Raw genomic sequence first — 18,012 nt, 5'->3', positions numbered from 1 at the left:
TCACAGAGATTTCAGGGTTGTTTGTACTGTCTGATCTTTGATTTTCAAGGTTCTTTCAGGTCGTAACGCCCCTTCGGGCGTAACTCCCTTACTTTATCACTTTGAGTTTCTCCTGTCAACACTTTTTAATAAAAGTTTTTCAGGGTGGCTCAAGCGGAGAAAGAGGGATTTGAACCCTCGCGCCGGTATTACCCGACCTACCCCCTTAGCAGGGGGGCCTCTTCGGCCTCTTGAGTATTTCTCCAGAAACAAATTGCTACGCTATTATAACGGATGTTTTCACCATCTGTCAACGGATAAAAGCTATTTTTTGAATCTTTTTCAAGCACTTTTTCCGAAGCGCAGCAATTTGTTTTTTCCTTCTATATCTTGTTGTTTCTTATTTGTTACTTTCTATATCTTCACTGTCTTCGTTGGGTTCCGCCTCGCCCTCATTCTCCTGTACAGCACTCATGTTCTCTTTGAATTTTGCGATCCCTGCGATGCGGATTTCTTCTTCTCCGTCTCTCTCGATATTCATCAGTTTGACACCGGACGCCAGACGGCCGTACTTGGAGATATCACTGACCGAGATACGAATAATGACACCCATATTGGTGATCAACAACATTTCCTGTTCTTCTCGCACCAGTTTCGCACCGACCAGTTGGCCCGTCTTTTCTGTCAGCTTATGGCAGAGATTTCCATAGCCGCCGCGGTTCTGCGCATGAAATTCCGAGAGTTCGGTCCTTTTTCCCATGCCGTAGGCACTGACTGTCAACAGTTCATCCCCCTCGGCAGTGAGCTGCATTGCGACCACCGCATCGCCCTCGCGCAGAGAAATTCCTTTGACACCGAACGAATTTCTGCCTGTGACACGAACCGTCTCCTCCGAAAAGAGTATGCTCTGACCGTTTTGCGTCACCAGAAGCACTTCTTCCGTTCCTCTGCTCGCCTTGACGCCGATCAGTTCATCCTCTTCCCGCAAGGCAATGGCAGCCAGCCCGTTGCTCCGCACTGTCTCGTACGCCCGAAGCTCCGTCTTTTTCACCATACCCTGCTTTGTCGCCATGAAGAGATACTTAGCCTCTGTCTTTTTTCTATAGGAAATCATGGCCGTGACCTTCTCTTCCGGTTGCAGTTGCAAAAGATTCACAATTGCGGTGCCGCGCGCTGTTCTGCTCGCATCCGAAATCTGATAGACCTTCATCCGGTAGAGTCTGCCCTTGTTGGTAAAGAAATCAATGGGGCGATGCGTGCTCGTCATCAGAAGATCCATGATGAAGTCGTCATCGATGGTCTGCATGCCCCGGATTCCCTTGCCGCCGCGTGCCTGATTCCGGAAATAATCCGGATTCATCCGCTTGATATAGCCTCGGTTTGTCATCGCAACGATAACAGTCTCATCCGGAATCAAATCCTCTGCTTCCATCTCGTCACTGATACCAAAACCGGTTCTTCTGTCATCCCCGTATTTTTCCGCGATGAGATCAATCTCCTCTTTGATGACCGCAAGCAACTTTTTCTCATCTGCCAGAATACTCTTATAGTAAGCAATCTTTTTTTCAAGCTCACGATATTCCGCTTCCAGCTTCTCGCGCTCCAAGCCGGTTAGCGCACGCAGGCGCATGTCGACAATGGCCTGCGCCTGCACCTCTGTCAGCCCAAACCGCTCCATCAGGTTTTGCTTTGCCAGTGCTACGCTCCGGCTCTCCCGAATGATGTGGATAACTTCGTCGATATGATCCAGGGCAATCAAAAGTCCCTGTAAAATATGCGCTCTCTCCTCCGCCTTATTTAAATCATACCGAGTTCTCCGCGTCACCACATCCTTCTGGTGCTCGAGGTAGTGTTCCAGCATCTGCAGAAGATTCAAAACTCTGGGCTCATTGTTAACCAGTGCGAGCATGATGACACCAAAGGTGTCCTCAAGCTGCGTATGTTTCAACAGACGATTCAGTACAATCTGCGGATTCACATCTTTTCTGAGTTCAATGACAATCCGCATTCCCTCTCGGTTTGACTCATCGCGAAGATCCGTAATGCCATCCACGCGCTTGTCACGCACCAAATCCGCAATTTTCTCAATGAGTCTCGCCTTGTTGACCAGGTAGGGAAGCTCCGAGACCACAATGCGATGCTTTCCGTTCTGCATCGGTTCGATATTAGTCACGGCACGAACACGAATTTTTCCTCTTCCGGTCCGGTATGCCTCCAGTACACCGCTCTTTCCGAGTATCGTAGCACCGGTCGGAAAATCCGGTCCCTTGACACGGGCCATCACTTCTTCCAGCGCGGTATCTCGGTCTGCGATTCTGTTGTCAATGATACAGTCGACGGCGCCGACAATCTCCCGCAGATTATGCGGCGGTATATTGGTCGCCATACCGACCGCAATACCCTGTGCACCGTTGACCAATAAATTCGGAAAACGGCTCGGCAACACCACAGGCTCCTGCTCCGTCTCATCAAAATTCGGAACAAAGTCTACTGTGTCCTTGTTGATGTCGGCAATCATCTCCATCGCAATATGGGAGAGTCTTGCCTCGGTATATCGCATAGCCGCCGCGCCGTCGCCATCAATGGATCCGAAATTTCCGTGTCCGTCGACCAGACAATTCCGCATGGCCCATTCCTGTGCCATATTGACAAGAGCGCCGTAAATTGATGAGTCACCGTGCGGGTGATATTTACCCATGGTGTCACCGACGATACGCGCACACTTTCTGTGGGCTTTGTCCGGTCCGTTGTTCAATTCGAACATGGAATACAGGATACGTCGTTGCACCGGCTTCAGGCCGTCTCTCACATCCGGCAACGCCCGCGCCGCAATGACAGACATTGCATAGTCGATGTACGACTTCTCCATTGTCTTTTTCAGATCAACCTCTTTGATCTGATCAAATACATTTGGTTCCATTCATGGCCCCCGTTTCGTCAAATATCAAGATTTTTCACATATTTTGCATTGTTCTCGATGAATTCCCGTCGCGGCTCCACCTGATCTCCCATCAAAGTCGTAAACGTGAGTTCCAGTTCCGAGCGGGCATCTTCATCCATGCTGACGCGGAGCAGAACGCGCCGCTCCGGATCCATCGTCGTCTCCCAGAGCTGTTCCGCATCCATTTCTCCGAGTCCCTTATAGCGCTGAATCTTATTGCTGTCGTCTCTGCCGACTTCCTGTAAAATCTGATTCAATTCCTCATCCGAGTATGCGTACCAGATTCGCTTGCCCTTTTCCAGCTTGTAGAGCGGCGGCTGCGCCAGGTAGACATAGCCCTCCTGAATGAGTTCCGGCATAAAGCGGTAAATGAAGGTCAGCATTAGGGTTGCAATATGTGCACCATCGACATCGGCATCGGTCATGATGATAATCTTGTGGTAACGCAGTTTTGCAAGGTCAAAGTCCTCGTGAATACCGGCACCGAAGGCGGTAATCATCGCCTTAATTTCTGCATTGCTGTAGACGCGGTCCATTCTCGCCTTTTCCACATTGAGGATTTTTCCGCGCAACGGCAAAATCGCTTGGGTCTTCCGGTCTCTAGCCGTCTTTGCGGAGCCACCTGCCGAATCTCCCTCGACGATAAAGATCTCGCACTCCTCCGGATTTTTACTGGAACAGTCTGCGAGCTTACCGGGCAGCGCCACGCCGTCCAGTGCGGATTTTCTGCGTGTCAGATCACGCGCCTTTCTGGCTGCCGCGCGCGCACGCTGGGCAAGAATTGCCTTGTCACAAATCTGCTTTGCCACGGCAGGATTCTGCTCCAGAAAATAGGTGAGCTGCTCACTGAGCACAGAGCTGACTGCACCCGTCACTTCGGAATTTCCAAGTTTTTGCTTGGTCTGTCCTTCAAACTGCGGATTCTCCACCTTGACAGAGACAATGGCCGTGAGCCCCTCCCGGAGATCCTCGCCGCTCAGATTTTCCTCATTGTCCTTTAAGAGCTTCCGGTTCCGCGCGTAATCGTTAAATGTCTTCGTGATGGCATTCTTAAATCCGGTCAGATGTGTGCCACCTTCCGGCGTATTGATGTTATTCACGAATGTGAATATATTTTCATTGAAGCCGTCGTTGTGCTGCATCGCGACTTCGACCATCACACCTTCCCGCTTGTCCTCGCAGTCGATAATCTGCTCATAGAGCACTTCCTTACCGCGATTTAAATATTGCACAAATTCACGGATGCCGCCCTCGAAGTGAAAGCAGTCTTTTTTTCCGTCATTACGCTCATCGCGGAGTGTGATTTTTAAGTTCTTGGTCAGGAAAGCTGTCTCCCGGAGACGCACACGCAAGGTCTCATAATCATATACCGTCGTCTCAAAAATCTCCGGATCCGATAAAAAATGAACTTCCGTGCCGTGTAACTCTGTACTTACTTCTTCGACCACATGAAGCGGAACCGTTGTCTTTCCGCGCGCAAACTCTTCTTCGTAGCACTTTCCGTTGCGATATACCTTTACTTTTAGCCAAGTAGAGAGCGCATTCACAACAGAAGCACCGACGCCATGCAGACCGCCGGAAACCTTATAACCTCCGCCGCCGAATTTTCCGCCCGCATGCAACACCGTAAAGACCACTTCAATCGCGGGCAGTCCCATTTTCTTTTGAATATCGACCGGAATGCCGCGTCCGTTGTCTTTGACCGTCACCGAATTGTCTCTGTGAACAGTCACTTCAATCTCACTGCAATAACCGGCCAGTGCTTCATCGACCGAATTATCCACAATTTCATATACGAGGTGATGCAATCCACGCGAAGAGGTCGATCCTATGTACATACCAGGTCTTTTCCGGACTGCCTCCAGACCTTCCAACACCTGAATTTGATCTGCATTGTATTCTTCGCTCATGCACTTTCCTCCTCTGATACCTCTGTCACCGTTCCTGTTCTCACCAGGAATTTCTTGTCAATTTGAAAGCCATCCTGCAACAAGTTATCCATTCCTGTACTCGTCAAAACGGTCTGCACATTCTGAATGCTCTTTAAGAGCTGTTTCTGTCTGGTTGTATCGAGCTCTGAGAGCACATCATCCAAAAGAAAAACCGGATTCTCACCGCATTCTCTCTGCATCAGCGAAAATTCCGATAGTTTCACGGCAAGGGCCGCACTTCGTTGCTGCCCCTGTGAGCCGAATTTTCGCAAATCCATCTCTTCTCCCTCACCCTGCTGTAAATAAAAAGCAATATCATCCCGATGCGGTCCGACGGAACTGGTCTTTTGTCGCAAATCAGACTCTCGATTCTTCTTTACCACCGCCGCAAAACAATCCTCTGAGACATTTGCCTCGTAAAAAAGGCGCAGCTGCTCCCGCTTTCCGGTCAATGCCGCGTACTTTTCCACGCAGATTTCGTTGAGCTGTTCCAAAAAAACCGTGCGACTCTGCATCAATGCAATTCCCGCCGATACCAGCTGTGCATCCCAGAGATCCAGTGTCTCAAGCAGGGAGGGACGGAAAGCCAATTCTTTTAACAGCTTATTTCGCTGCTGTAATACCCGGTTATACTGCAGAAGTTCTTTCACATAGCGCCGATTAAGTTGACATAACTCCATATCCAGGAAACGTCTGCGCTCTGCGGGACCGCTCTTAATCAGATTTAGATCCTCGGGTGAAAATACGACCATACGGGCAATTCCGTATAATTCGCTGGTTCGCCGAAGCGGAATACCATCCACCGCTATGCCTTTCGTTCCGTTCTTCCGGAGATGAATGTCAATCCGGTGGGGAATCTCCTTGCTCTGCAGCAACAGCTTGATGTGCGCCTCGGTCTCGCCGAAACGAATCAACTCCCTATCCTTGCCGGCGCGGTGTGATTTTCCGCCGGCACAGTAATAGAGCGCTTCGAGAAGATTGGTCTTTCCCTGTGCATTATCTCCGTAGAGCAGGTTACTGCCTGCGGAAAATTGAAATTTTCCGCAGCGATAATTCCTGAAATTTTCAAGCTCCAACGATTTGATAATCATGCCCGTCAAATGAGAAGCAATCTCCCGGATGTAACTTGCGCCCGCGCCGCTCTTCCACCTCACCGTTCACAGAGACCTTACCTCCCTGAATGGCATACTTTGCATCGGAACCGAGAGCACAGGCCCCCGACAATTTCAGCGCCTGATCCAGTTTAATATAAGCATCTTTAATTCTGACTTCGTTCACTTCAGTATCCTCTCGGCTTATGCGACAAAATTGACTGGCAAAATCAGATAGACAAAACTGTCGTGTTCATCCCGCAGAAAACAGGGTGATTTTGCATTGGTAAAATACAGTGTCACCGTTTCATCATCGATTGCGCGAAGCGCATCCATCAAAAACTTGGGATTAAATGCAATCAAAAGATCTTTTCCGGTTTTTTCACAGGGAAGCTCACCATCCATCGAACCGTAGGACGATTTGACTTTCAATGCGAGCCTCTGATCACCGATATCAAGGATAATCGGTTTGTGATCGCTCTCCTTAATCAGGATGGTCGAACGATCGATGTTGCTGAGCAGCTTAACCCGGTTAATTTCCAGTTTGGTCGCATAGTCCTTGGAGAGCATATGCTCAATCTTAAAGTACTCTCCCTCAATCAGTCTGGAGAGAACCATTGTTCCTTCAAATGAGAACAGTACATGATTTTTGGAGAAAAAGAGTTCTACTTCTTTTTCGTTGTCATCCTCCATGATTTTGCTGATTTCATTCATGGTTTTGCCCGGAATAATCGCGTGGAAGGTCTCATCTCCCTCGCGAAGTGTCACATTTCTGACAGCGACGCGGTGACCGTCCAAAGCCACAAATGTAGCAACGCGTCCTTTGATATTGACAAACTCACCGCCCATCATCTTATTGCTGTCATTCAATGCCGCCGCAAAGATTGTCTTTCGGATTACCTCCTTCAGCGTAAACTGAGTGAGGCACAATCTGTGTTCTTTCTCAATCTGCGGAAGATAGGCAAATTCTTCTCCGTCTCTGCCGGGAATGGTGAAAAGTACATCACTGCAAGAAATTCTTGTTGTGAAACTCTGATCTGTCTCGATGTTGATGAGCTCTTCTCCGCCTTCCAACTTGCGGATGATGTCGCTGACCAGTCTCGCGTCCAGCGCTACTTTTCCCTTTTCACTGATAATTCCCTCTACTTTAGTCGAAATGCCGAATTCCGAATCATTCGCAATGAGAGTCACGCCGTCCTCCGAAGCATCGAATAAGATGCAGCTCAGAATCGGGTTGGCTGTTCTGTTCGGAATGGCTCTGGAAACAATCCCCAGAGCGGTTGTGAGTTTTTCTTTGTTGAACGCGAGCTTCATAGAGCCGTCCTCTCTTTCATATTCATCCCGTAATCATCATAATAGGGGCTGTGAGTATGTGAGAATCCACCGGAAAGGCGCAAAACAGCGTGCTTTTCCACTTGGAAACTACCGTGGAAATCAAAGCGGATTCTCGCAGTGGCCTGTGAATTACTGTGCAGAAATCTTTTTTTTCAGAACGGTCACAGTGCCGGAGGTATCCGGGTTATCCTCAACCTCTGTGGATATCTTTTTGATGGCGTAGAGAACTGTCGTATGGTCTTTTCCGCCGAAATGTGCGCCGATCTGCTGGAGAGAGACTTCGGTCATTTCACGACACAAATACATTGCGACCTGTCTGGCAGTGGCAAGCTCTTTGGTTCGCTTGGTGCCGACCAAATCGAGTTCGGAGATTCCGTAGTGTTCTGCGACAACCTGAATGATGAATTGCGGTGTGATTTCCTGTTTTACATTGGGGTCAATGATATCGCGGAGCACATTTTGGGCGAGTTCCAGATTGACTTCCATGTGATTCAGCTTGCCGAAAGCAACGATTTTTGTCAGTGACCCCTCGAGTTCACGGATGTTGCTTCGCACATTGGAGGCGATGTATTGAATGACTTCGTTGTCGACATTGATGTGATCCAGTTCCTCACGTTTTCTGAGGATGGCCATACGCGTCTCGTAATCCGGCGGCTGGATGTCAACGGTGAGTCCCCATTCAAAACGAGAACGCAGTCGGTCTTCCAGTGTTGCGAGTTCCTTCGGCGGTTTATCCGAAGAGATGATAATCTGCTTCTTTGCGCCGTGCAGCGCATTGAAGGTATGGAAGAATTCCTCCTGGGTTCTGTCCTTTCCTATTATAAATTGTATGTCATCGATCAATAACACATCGATATAGCGGTACTTGTCGCGAAATTCTGTCGTTGAGAAATTGTTTTTGCTTCGAATGGCTTCAATCAGCTCATTGGTGAAAGATTCGCTAGTTACATACTGCACCTTGGCGCTTGGATTGTGCTGAAGTACAAAATGTGCGATGGATTGCATTAAATGCGTTTTTCCGAGTCCCACACCTCCGTAGATGAAAAGCGGATTATAACTCTCTCCCGGATTCTCGGCGACCGCGAGAGAGGCGGCATGAGCAAGATTATTGTTTTTGCCGACGACAAAGGTATCGAAGGTATAGCGGGGATCCAGCTTTGCATTGGACAAAATCTGCTGATTCACAGGTTTCATGTGATTGCCGGAAGACTGTTCTTCTTTGGCGCTGTAAAAGGCTAGGCGACAGGATAGTCCGGTTACCGCTTCGACAGCAGCTTCAATAATGCCGGCATAGCGTCCGGAAACAAAAGTCTGAAAGCCTGCATTGGGCAGATTATCGTTTTCTTCCGGGATTTCGACAAACAGCTGGATGTTGCCATCTGAATTCTGAAGCAGATGGTGTGGTTTTAGCGGAGAAATCCACATGCCGTAAGAAATCTCCGAAATTTCAAATTCGTTTCTGATATAGGCCAGTATGTCCGGCCATCGGTTTACGATTGCTTGGAACGCTGCGTTTTGCTCCATACTCAAAGACTCCTTTGCCGCGTTTGGGGATAAGTCGTACTCAGTATAGCAAAAAGACAGGATAATCTCAACGCAATCAAAATGAGGGCTGTGGATAAGTCTGTGAGCATCTCGTGAACTGCATGTGACGAAATGAGGAAAAAGAGCGGATCATAGGTTTACACAAATGGGAAAAACACAGCTGTGGATGAAAAACAGAAGAAATTTTCCGCATTTACACAGGGAATAAAGGCGCATGAGAGGCCGAGTATTTAAAATAATTCAAGCAGAAGAGAGAGTTATCAACGAGTTACTCACAAAATGTGAATAACATTATGTAAAGTTAAAAATTCAGCTGTGTCTATTGTATACAATTAGTTATCAACAAAAAGATGTGGAGAATCTGGATAAGTAAGAGGAATCAGTCACGGTTATCCACAGAATCACGGTACAAATTGTTGAAATGAGGATTCAATATTTTGTAAGCTACAGAAGCGCTTATTTTATGTGCGAATATGCGTAGAATGCGGGATGGAAAGTTCTTGACGAAAAAGGCACAGTTCCGTATAATAAGCAGGAATATTCCCACGTTTGCGTGATATCTCCGGAAACTGCTTCCGGTAGGAGCTGAGAGATCAGAGCCGGTTGGGAAAATGCTAGGAAGTGAGGAGGTGTTCTGACAATGAGAAAGGGTACAATGACATTCCAGCCGCATAATGCGCAGAAGTTCCGTGTACATGGATTCCGTGCTCGCATGGCGACCAAGGGTGGAAGAAAAGTTCTGGCTGCCAGAAGAGCAAAGGGCAGAGCGAGACTGACAGTTTAAAATTTGATCGGCATTCGCGTCGAAGAACAATGGGGTTGTCTGACGACGACCCCTTTCTTTTTCGCTTTGTCTGTGCACTTGAAATTACATGAATGCAAAGGATTAAGAGGAATGAGACGCTTTCCGTCGATCAAAGACAATTGCGAATTCCGACAGATTTATGAGAGCGGCAGAACCAGAGCTGACCGTAATCTGGTGCTCTATCTATGTTTCCGCTCTGCGGGGGACTCGCGCATTGGTATCAGTGCATCAAAAAAAATTGGAAACAGTGTTGTAAGACATCGCGTAACGAGAGTTTTGCGCGAGATATTTCGATTACACCGCCATGCATTCACATCGCCCTGTGATTTGATTTTCGTCGTGCGAAAAGACGGTGCCAAGCAGGATTACCGTACATTGGAAGCTTCTTTTCTGAAGCTTTGCAGGGCACAGGGGATTTTAGAGGAGGCAAGGTGCTGAAGAAAATTTTGCTCTGCTCGATTCGTTTTTATCGGAGGGCACTCTCTCCCTATAAATGGCGTTGTCATTGCAGATTTTATCCGACTTGTTCGCAATATGCGCTGGAAGCAATTGAAAAATATGGCGCATGGAAGGGTGGAAAGTTAGCACTCTTCCGTATTTTGCGTTGCAATCCTTTTTCAAAGGGCGGATATGATCCGGTTCCGTAAAACCGAAATAATAGGAGGCAAGCTTTGGAACTCATCTTTTTAACCAAGTCATCCGTGCCGATTATCGGACAGGTTGCTTTTGTCTTGGGCATGATTATGGACGCGCTGTTTCGTTTTACGAGTCAGTTCGGCATTACCAACATCGGCCTCAGCATTATTTTATTTACCATCATCACGAATCTGCTGATGTGGCCGCTCACCGTGTCTCAACAGAAGTCTTCCAAGCTGATGAGCGTCATGCAGCCGGAACTTCAGGCGGTACAAAAGAAGTATAAGGGAAAGACAGATCAGGCTTCGATGGCACGCATGCAGGCAGAGACGCGCGCGGTTTATCAGAAGTACGGGACGAGCATGAGTGGTAGCTGCCTCTTCCTGTTGATTCAGATGCCGATTCTGTTCGGTTTGTACCAGGTTATCTATAAAATTCCCGCTTATGTGCCGTCAGTCTATAAAGTCTTTGAGAGCGTCGCTTCGCCGTTGATGCAGCAGAGCAATTTTGTGAGCACACTGACGGAACTGGCACCGAAGGTAAAGCCGCCGATTACGGATGCTGCAACGGTGCAAAACATAATCGATCTCCTCTATAAGTTTACACCCGCACAGTGGAGCCGCCTCGAGCAGGCTTATCCGGCGCTGTCTTCTACGATTTCCGCGGCTTCGGCAGAAATTACAAAGATGAATTATTTCCTGGGAGTAAATCTGGCGACACCGCCGTTCCAGGGTATCGATCATCCGAATTTTGCCTGGATTATTCCGGTTCTCTCGGCTGCTGTCCAGTGGTATTCCGCAAAACTCATGACCGCAGGAACAAAGAGCAATAAAGCCAAGGTTGATGAGGACAATATGATGGCACAGCAGATGCAGAGCATGAATACGATGATGCCGATTATGTCACTCTTCTTCTGCTTTACGCTCCCCGCAGGTATCGGTATTTACTGGGTCGCCAGCGGACTTTGCCGTATGATTCAGCAGCTCATCATCAACGCACAGCTCGATAAGATGGACATCGACGAGATTGTGAGAAAGAATACGGAAAAGGCAAATGAAAAAGCAATCCGTGAGGGCAAGAATCCGGCACTGGTAAAGAGCAATTCGGATAAGCTTCTCCGCGAGGTAAAACGACAGGAAGAAGCAGAGAAAAACGAGGAGGAGCGCCAGCGTCAGCGCACAGAGAGGACAGTAAAGCAGGTCGAAGAATCGACGGCTTATTATCAGAAGAATGCGAAGCCCGGCTCACTTGCCTCTAAGGCAAATATGGTAGCAATGTACGATGAGCGGTTAGCTGAGAAGCGCAGAAATAAGAAGAATAAAGAAAGCGATATCTCGAGCGGAGAGAACAGCAATGAAAACTGAAGTCACTGTGACAGGGAAGACTTATGACGAAGCACTGACAAAGGCTCTCCTGGAGCTTGGGACAACGAGCGAGCGCTTGGAAGTATCCGTCCTGGAACAGGGAAATGCGGGTCTACTGGGATTTATCGGAAGTAAGCCCTGGAAGCTCCGTGCGGTTCTGAGGGCAGAGTCGGTTAGACAGGAAAGCCAAACCGACGAGTTTGTTATCGAAGACCCGGTTGCTGAAGAAACAGTCAAAGAAGAAGTGATTCCGGTGGCAGAAAGCGGTGCGGAAGCATCGGAGGAAGTCAGGGAAGTCGAAGAAACGGTAGTCACGACAGAAGAAGAAAAAGCTATGAAAGCACCGGAAGTGCCGAAGGAGAACAAAAAGGTCGGCGCCGAAACAGGAATGACGGCTGCGCTGGAGGCAGGAAAAAGCAGCGGAACAGCTTTTTTGCGGGAGCTTTTTGCAACGCTCAAGCTCGAAGCAGAGATAGAGAGCGATAGCCGCGCTGCAGAGAAGGCATTGTTTTTCCGAGTGCGCGGTGAAAATCTGGGCGCACTGATCGGAAAACGCGGGCAGACCCTCGATGCGCTGCAGTATCTGCTGGGACATGTCGTGAACAAGCAGCAGGATGCCTTCTTGCGTGTCAAACTTGATATTGGCTCATACCGGGAAAAGCAGGAAAACAAGTTGAGAGGCTTTGCCAGAAATGCTGCGCGCCGCGTAAAACAGAGCGGTAAATCGCTGGCCCTTGATCCTATGACGCCGAATGAGAGACGTATTATTCATGCCGCGTTGCAGCGCGATCGCTATGTGACTACACATTCCGAAGGAGAAGGTGAGAAGCGCCATGTCGTCATCACCCTCCGGAAAGATGTCGACAGGCAGAAAAAAGAAGAGTCAATCAAATAAGTGTGAGGAGCTGTCGGCAGAAAAGTTGCTGACAGCTTTTCATTTTCCGGATGGAGAGGAGAAAAGTTTGCGAGAAGAACGGGATACCATTGCAGCGATTGCGACCGCACTGGGGGAGGGAGGCATCGGGATTGTGAGAATCAGCGGTACGGAAGCACTCCGGATTGCCGATTGTATCTTAGATCGTCCTGTTTCGGGGGCGGCAGGGTATACAGTGCATTACCGACATGTAAAGGAGCAGTCGCTCATCCTGGATGAAGTATTGGTGACAGTCTTTCGCGCGCCGCACAGTTTCACGGCGGAGGACAGCGTAGAAATCAATTGTCACGGCGGTCTTTATCTGTTGCAGGCTGTTTTAAGTGCTGTGCTTTCGGCCGGTGCCAGAATGGCAGAACCGGGAGAATTTTCAAAACGGGCATTCCTGAACGGACGCATGGATCTGAGTCAGGCGGAGGCCGTCATGGATCTGATTCAGGCAAAGAATTCCCATGCGCTGCGGGCTGCGGTCAATCAGCTGGACGGTAGATTGTCGGAAAAAATCCATGTGCTCCGGACGGGTATTTTGGATGAGCTTGCTTGGATTGAAGCTGCGCTGGATGATCCCGAAAATTATGATTTAACGGGGTATCCGCACAAGCTTGAAGAGCGAATTCATGGCTTTATACAGTCACTCGAAGAGTTGCTCCGGATGGCAGATAACGGAAAACTCTGGAGAGCAGGAATTCCGACCGTCATTTTGGGCCTGCCCAATGCCGGGAAATCCTCGCTGATGAATTTGCTGACACAGGAGGAGTCTGCAATTGTGACCGAGATCGCCGGCACAACGAGGGATATCCTGACAGAACAGGTCAGACTCGGAGAACTTACACTCGTGTTATCGGACACCGCGGGAATTCGGGAGAGTGAAGACAGAATCGAACAGATAGGCGTGGCGCGTGCAAAACAGGCAGCTGCAGCCGCAGCTCTAATTCTTCTTGTACTGGATGCATCCAAGCCGCTCTGTGAGGAGGAACGAGCGCTTCTCTCCTATGCCACAGCGCAGCACACCATTGTTTTGCTGAATAAAGCTGATGTATCACAACAGATTTCAAAAGAAGAAATACAGAACTGCAGTGCCGCAACCGTCCTCTCATTCTCGGCGCGGCGCGGAGACGGTCTGGAGGAATTGGAGCGGGCAGTGACTGCACTTTTCTTCGGCGGTGAGTTTGACAATCAGAGTGAGGAACTCGCGATTAATGCGCGTCACAAGGAGGCCCTGACGGAGGCAAAGGAAAGCCTGCGCAATGTGGAAGCTTCGATTGCGGCAGGGATGCCGGAGGATTTCTTTTCGATTGATCTGGCGGCGGCATATCGCGCACTGGGTACTGTGACCGGAGACAGTGTGGAAGACGACGTGGTCAATCGCATTTTTGAAAAGTTTTGCACAGGAAAGTAAACGGAATGATAGAAGAAAGATATGACGTGATTGTGGTCGGTGCGGGACATGCCGGCTGTGAGGCAGCGCTCGCTGCGGCGCGACTGGGGCTCACAACGATTATATTTACCGTGAGTGTGGACTCGATTGCATTGATGCCCTGTAATCCGAATATAGGTGGAACGTCCAAGGGACATCTGGTGCGGGAACTGGATGCGCTCGGCGGAGAGATGGGACATGTAATCGATAAAACGTTTATTCAGTCTCGTATGCTGAATGAATCTAAGGGGCCTGCTGTCCACTCGCTGCGCGCGCAGGCGGATAAGCAGGCGTATATCGGGGAGATGCGACGGGTATTGGAACAAAATCCACGCATTACCATTCGCCAGGCTGAGATATCCACAATTTTAACAGAGAATGCTGTGGATAACCTGGGGAAAAAGCGTTGCATCGGTGTAAAAACGGTCTCCGGCAGTTGCTATTACGGTGGGGCTGTGGTATTGGCGACAGGAGTTTATCTCAATGCACGCTGTGTGTTCGGCGAAGTGAGCGAGGCAACCGGCCCCAACGGACTGAAGGCAGCCACCCATCTCACGGGCTCTCTCCTGTCGCTTGGCATTGAAATGAGGCGGTTTAAGACCGGAACACCTGCACGGGTGGACGGTAAAACCGTGGACTACTCCAAAATGGAGGAACAGAAAGGGGATGTTCCGGTTGTCCCCTTCTCCTTTGATACGGATCCGGAAGTGGTACAGCGTGAGCAGGTGAGTTGCTGGCTCACACACACAGGTGCGGAGGTCAAGCGTCTGATTCAGGAAAATATCTCGCGCTCTCCGCTCTACAACGGTAATATCCACGGAACGGGGCCGCGCTACTGCCCCTCGATTGAGGATAAGGTCATGAAGTTCCCGGACAAAGAGGGGCATCAGATCTTTGTGGAACCTGAGGGACTTTATACCGATGAGATGTACCTTGGCGGCATGTCCTCTTCTCTCCCGGAGGATGTACAGTATGCGGTCATTCATGCGACGCCGGGGCTTGAGCATGCAGTCATTGTCCGCAATGCGTACGCGATTGAGTATGACTGTATTGATGCCAGACAGTTGACGGCAGCGCTGGAGTTCAAGAAAATTCCGGGGTTATTTGCGGCAGGACAGCTGAACGGAAGTTCGGGATATGAAGAGGCAGCTGCACAGGGATTGATGGCAGGCATCAATGCGGCACAGAAGGTACTTGGGAAAGAGCCGTTTCTTTTAACACGAGCAGAAGCATACATTGGGGTTTTGATTGATGACCTGGTGACCAAGGAGAGTCACGAGCCCTATCGAATGATGACTTCTCGCGCGGAATACAGATTGCTTTTGCGCCAGGACAATGCGGATTTGAGATTATCGGAGCGGGGATATGCGCTGGGCTTGGTCAGTGAGGAAAAAATTTCCAGATTGCGGGCAAAGCGCGCTGCAATCGCATCGGAAAAAAAACGTCTGACAAAGACTCATATCGGTGCAAGTTCCCAAAATGCCGAGATTTTGACAGCATTGCAGTCGACACCGTTGAAGACAGGAATTTCTCTTGCAGAGCTTATCAAGCGCCCGGAACTCAATTATGATTTGATTGCGCCGCTTGATCCGGAGCGAGAAACCTTGCCACGGGATGTGACGGAACAGGTGAATATCGAGCTCAAATATGAGGGCTATATTCGTCGCCAGGAACAGCAGGTAAAGCAGTTCAAGCGCCTGGAACATAAACTGTTGCCCGAAGATCTGAATTACGAGGCGGTCGGAAGTCTTCGCCTCGAAGCTGTTCAGAAACTGAACACATTGAAGCCGCGATCCATCGGCCAGGCTTCACGAATCTCAGGGGTATCTCCGGCGGATATTTCGGTCTTGCTGGTATGGTTGGAGGTACATCAGTCCCGGAAGGAGGGCGGCAAATGACACAGGAAGAAAGAGTATGGTTTGTCCGTAATATGCGGACAGCTCTGGAAGGATTTTCCGGCACAGAAAAGTTGTCTTTTTCGGACGGACAGATGGAACAGTTCGCAATCTTCTATGAAGATATGCTGGAAAAGAACAAGGTCATGAATCTGACCGGAATTACAGAGCCGCGGGAAGTGATTGTGAAACATTATCTGGATAGCCTTGCACCTGCCAGCCTTCTCGCGGACTTCCCCGCAGAACACGCGAAGCTGCTGGATCTGGGGAGCGGAGCGGGCTTTCCTGGCATTCCGCTCGCAATTGCGTTTCCGGCCTTACAGCTAACACTAATGGACAGTTTAAATAAAAGAGTCGTTTACTTGACAGATGAAATCGAAAAACTCGGGCTGAGTCAGCATACCGTAGCAATTCATGCGCGAGCTGAAGATTTGGCTCGTCAGGCGAAGCAACGTGAAACATACGAGTATTGTACTTCCAGAGCCGTGGCACGCCTCTCTGTTCTTTCCGAGTTTTGTCTTCCGTTTGTAAAAATAGGTGGTCGGATGATTGCCTATAAGGCAGGTGATATTGCAGAGGAATTGTCGGATGCGAAGTACGCTATCCGGAAGCTTGGCGGTGAGCCGGAGCAGGTCATTTCATTTTCTTTGCCGGAGGATGCCGGAGACCGCAGTCTGGTAGTAATTCGCAAATGCCGTGAAACGCCTGCTATGTATCCGAGAAAGGCAGGCATGCCATCCAAAGAGCCGCTGTCCAATTCGTCACGGAAATCCTGAGTGTGTAAAAGAACTGAGTCTCCGATGTGAGACTCAGCTCTTTTTGAATAAGGATATGTCACAACAGAGCAAATCAAGTTCTCGGAATATGTTTCACGTGAAACATACTTCTTGTATAAGCTTTTTCCGGTAACAGCAATAAAAGCGAATGAAAATGCCGGTAATCAGTTAAATTTATCTTTCGAGGAATGTTGCGAATAATTTGATATCTTAGCTGCTTGTACCGAAGTTCATCTTCTACCGCAAAGGATCGGTTTGCTGTTGACTCCTTGTTATCATTCATGGAAGCATACCTCCTTAATCGAAACGAGTCGGCATAAGTTTCGGGAACATCTTCGCCTTACTTCTGTGTATCGGATCATTCGGAGCAATGCTTGCTGTCTTGGCAAAGCGGCTCACGATGTCTTGGCAAGCGGCTCACGAGAATCAGTGCAACACTTTCGTGTCTGAGAACATGTCGGGCGACAATCCGAAATTTGTGCAAGCCGAAACGGCGGCATATATGTTTCATGTGAAACAATGATTAGAATTCGATAGAATTAGACAGTTGCAGGTCATTCTGGCACCAATTTTGCAGGATTTTTGCTGAGGTCCGAGAATATCAAAGAGGATCAAATATTTCACATGAAAGCAATCATAGGCAATACTGTTTGGTTTTAGGTGCTTGCAAATTAGCGAAGCCAATTTATGCAGGAAGAATGATGCAGGGAGTCGGATCATATCATGGAGAAGCGATCACCGTGCATTTTCCCGAATTAAGAAGTTTCAGCATCTCTGCGGGAATACTTGTCGTGATATTTCCGTTGAAAGAAATCAGATGTTTCACATGAAATTTCTTCGTAGCATTTAGCTGTGTTCAGGTTTCCGCAGAATGATTACGGTTGTTCGGAACTTTCGCGTGAAAAATTTGTGAAAGGAATCAACTGTGTTCTATGTGAAAGCGCTTGCCGAAAATTTAACTTGGCTTAGATACTTACAAATAAGTTAAACGATTGATGCCGAGCGCTAAGCGAATATAGGTCAGCGTATAGTCGTATACGGCTCCAAGGAATTTCTGCACCTAGTTTCATAGTTCACGTGGAAGGGTTCATCCGAACGGAAGCAGATGTTTCATATACAATCTCGCACTTCAGCAGTCTTTACCTAGTCATACGAAGGTTCTGTGGCGGCTCGGCAAATTTTTCACAATATGAATCCGTCAGAGAAAGCAGATGTTTTAAGTAAAATAGCTTGTCACTACAGGGATTTTCACTGTAGTATGCGATTCCCGAAATGGTCCGCACATTTTCCGGATATGGCTCTGTCGAATAAGCGATACGTTTCACGTGAAACATATCGCCACGAATATCGGATTAGGAAGTTTAAG

General features: G+C 48.7%; 15 protein-coding genes and 1 tRNA gene. 8 read left to right on the top strand and 8 right to left on the bottom strand.

Annotation, left to right across the window (positions count from 1 at the left end; genetic code table 11):
- Positions 1–154: 154 nt before the first annotated feature.
- From ACO4XG_RS06320 to dnaA, 7 genes are all read right to left on the bottom strand, one after another.
- Positions 155–244, bottom strand: a tRNA-Ser gene (locus ACO4XG_RS06320).
- A gap of 135 nt (positions 245–379) precedes the next feature.
- The gene (gene gyrA / locus ACO4XG_RS06315) at positions 380–2,899 is read right to left on the bottom strand and encodes a DNA gyrase subunit A (RefSeq protein ID WP_308509083.1); all 2,520 of its coding nucleotides are present in this window, start codon (positions 2,897–2,899) and stop codon (positions 380–382) included.
- 17 nt (positions 2,900–2,916) lie between these two features.
- Positions 2,917–4,830, bottom strand: coding sequence for a DNA topoisomerase (ATP-hydrolyzing) subunit B (gene gyrB, locus ACO4XG_RS06310; protein WP_308509084.1), 1,914 nt, complete (start codon positions 4,828–4,830; stop codon positions 2,917–2,919).
- Positions 4,827–5,942, bottom strand: a complete 1,116-nt coding sequence (gene recF / locus ACO4XG_RS06305) for a DNA replication/repair protein RecF (RefSeq protein WP_308509140.1) — start codon at positions 5,940–5,942, stop codon at positions 4,827–4,829. Before recF ends, gyrB begins: the two co-directional genes overlap by 4 nt.
- Positions 5,917–6,129, bottom strand: a complete 213-nt coding sequence (locus ACO4XG_RS06300) for an RNA-binding S4 domain-containing protein (protein WP_308509085.1) — start codon at positions 6,127–6,129, stop codon at positions 5,917–5,919. The genes recF and ACO4XG_RS06300 overlap by 26 nt, the downstream gene beginning before the upstream one ends.
- A 17-nt stretch (positions 6,130–6,146) precedes the next feature.
- Positions 6,147–7,256 (bottom strand): DNA polymerase III subunit beta, encoded by a 1,110-nt coding sequence (dnaN, locus tag ACO4XG_RS06295; RefSeq protein WP_308509086.1) that lies wholly within the window; start codon positions 7,254–7,256, stop codon positions 6,147–6,149.
- A 150-nt stretch (positions 7,257–7,406) separates the two neighbouring features.
- Positions 7,407–8,801: a chromosomal replication initiator protein DnaA gene (dnaA, locus tag ACO4XG_RS06290; RefSeq protein WP_308509087.1), complete on the bottom strand. Its 1,395-nt coding sequence runs from the start codon at positions 8,799–8,801 to the stop codon at positions 7,407–7,409.
- 661 nt (positions 8,802–9,462) lie between these two features.
- Between dnaA and rpmH the strand changes: the two genes are divergently transcribed.
- The 8 genes from rpmH to rsmG all read left to right on the top strand — a co-directional run bounded on the left by rpmH (position 9,463) and on the right by rsmG (position 16,646).
- Positions 9,463–9,606, top strand: a complete 144-nt coding sequence (gene rpmH / locus ACO4XG_RS06285; RefSeq protein WP_040799566.1) for a 50S ribosomal protein L34 — start codon at positions 9,463–9,465, stop codon at positions 9,604–9,606.
- Positions 9,607–9,717: 111 nt separating this feature from the next.
- Complete coding sequence (gene rnpA / locus ACO4XG_RS06280) at positions 9,718–10,065, top strand: ribonuclease P protein component (RefSeq protein ID WP_485129668.1); 348 nt, start codon at positions 9,718–9,720, stop codon at positions 10,063–10,065.
- Positions 10,062–10,274, top strand: a complete 213-nt coding sequence (yidD, locus tag ACO4XG_RS06275; protein ID WP_083826776.1) for a membrane protein insertion efficiency factor YidD — start codon at positions 10,062–10,064, stop codon at positions 10,272–10,274. The genes rnpA and yidD overlap by 4 nt, the downstream gene beginning before the upstream one ends.
- A 24-nt stretch (positions 10,275–10,298) precedes the next feature.
- Positions 10,299–11,627, top strand: coding sequence for a YidC/Oxa1 family membrane protein insertase (locus ACO4XG_RS06270; RefSeq protein ID WP_308509088.1), 1,329 nt, complete (start codon positions 10,299–10,301; stop codon positions 11,625–11,627).
- Positions 11,617–12,522, top strand: coding sequence for an RNA-binding cell elongation regulator Jag/EloR (gene jag / locus ACO4XG_RS06265; protein ID WP_308509089.1), 906 nt, complete (start codon positions 11,617–11,619; stop codon positions 12,520–12,522). Before ACO4XG_RS06270 ends, jag begins: the two co-directional genes overlap by 11 nt.
- A gap of 67 nt (positions 12,523–12,589) precedes the next feature.
- Positions 12,590–13,957 (top strand): tRNA uridine-5-carboxymethylaminomethyl(34) synthesis GTPase MnmE, encoded by a 1,368-nt coding sequence (gene mnmE, locus ACO4XG_RS06260; protein WP_308509090.1) that lies wholly within the window; start codon positions 12,590–12,592, stop codon positions 13,955–13,957.
- Between the two features lie 5 nt (positions 13,958–13,962).
- The gene (mnmG, locus tag ACO4XG_RS06255; protein WP_308509091.1) at positions 13,963–15,873 is read left to right on the top strand and encodes a tRNA uridine-5-carboxymethylaminomethyl(34) synthesis enzyme MnmG; all 1,911 of its coding nucleotides are present in this window, start codon (positions 13,963–13,965) and stop codon (positions 15,871–15,873) included.
- Positions 15,870–16,646, top strand: a complete 777-nt coding sequence (gene rsmG, locus ACO4XG_RS06250) for a 16S rRNA (guanine(527)-N(7))-methyltransferase RsmG (RefSeq protein WP_308509092.1) — start codon at positions 15,870–15,872, stop codon at positions 16,644–16,646. Before mnmG ends, rsmG begins: the two co-directional genes overlap by 4 nt.
- Positions 16,647–16,719: 73 nt before the next feature.
- Here the strand turns inward: rsmG and ACO4XG_RS06245 are convergent, their stop codons facing one another.
- Positions 16,720–16,929: a hypothetical protein gene (locus ACO4XG_RS06245; protein WP_485129667.1), complete on the bottom strand. Its 210-nt coding sequence runs from the start codon at positions 16,927–16,929 to the stop codon at positions 16,720–16,722.
- Positions 16,930–18,012: the final 1,083 nt, after the last annotated feature.

This window comes from Stomatobaculum sp., from assembly GCF_057248925.1.
This window is presented reverse-complemented; position numbering and strand designations above follow the sequence as displayed.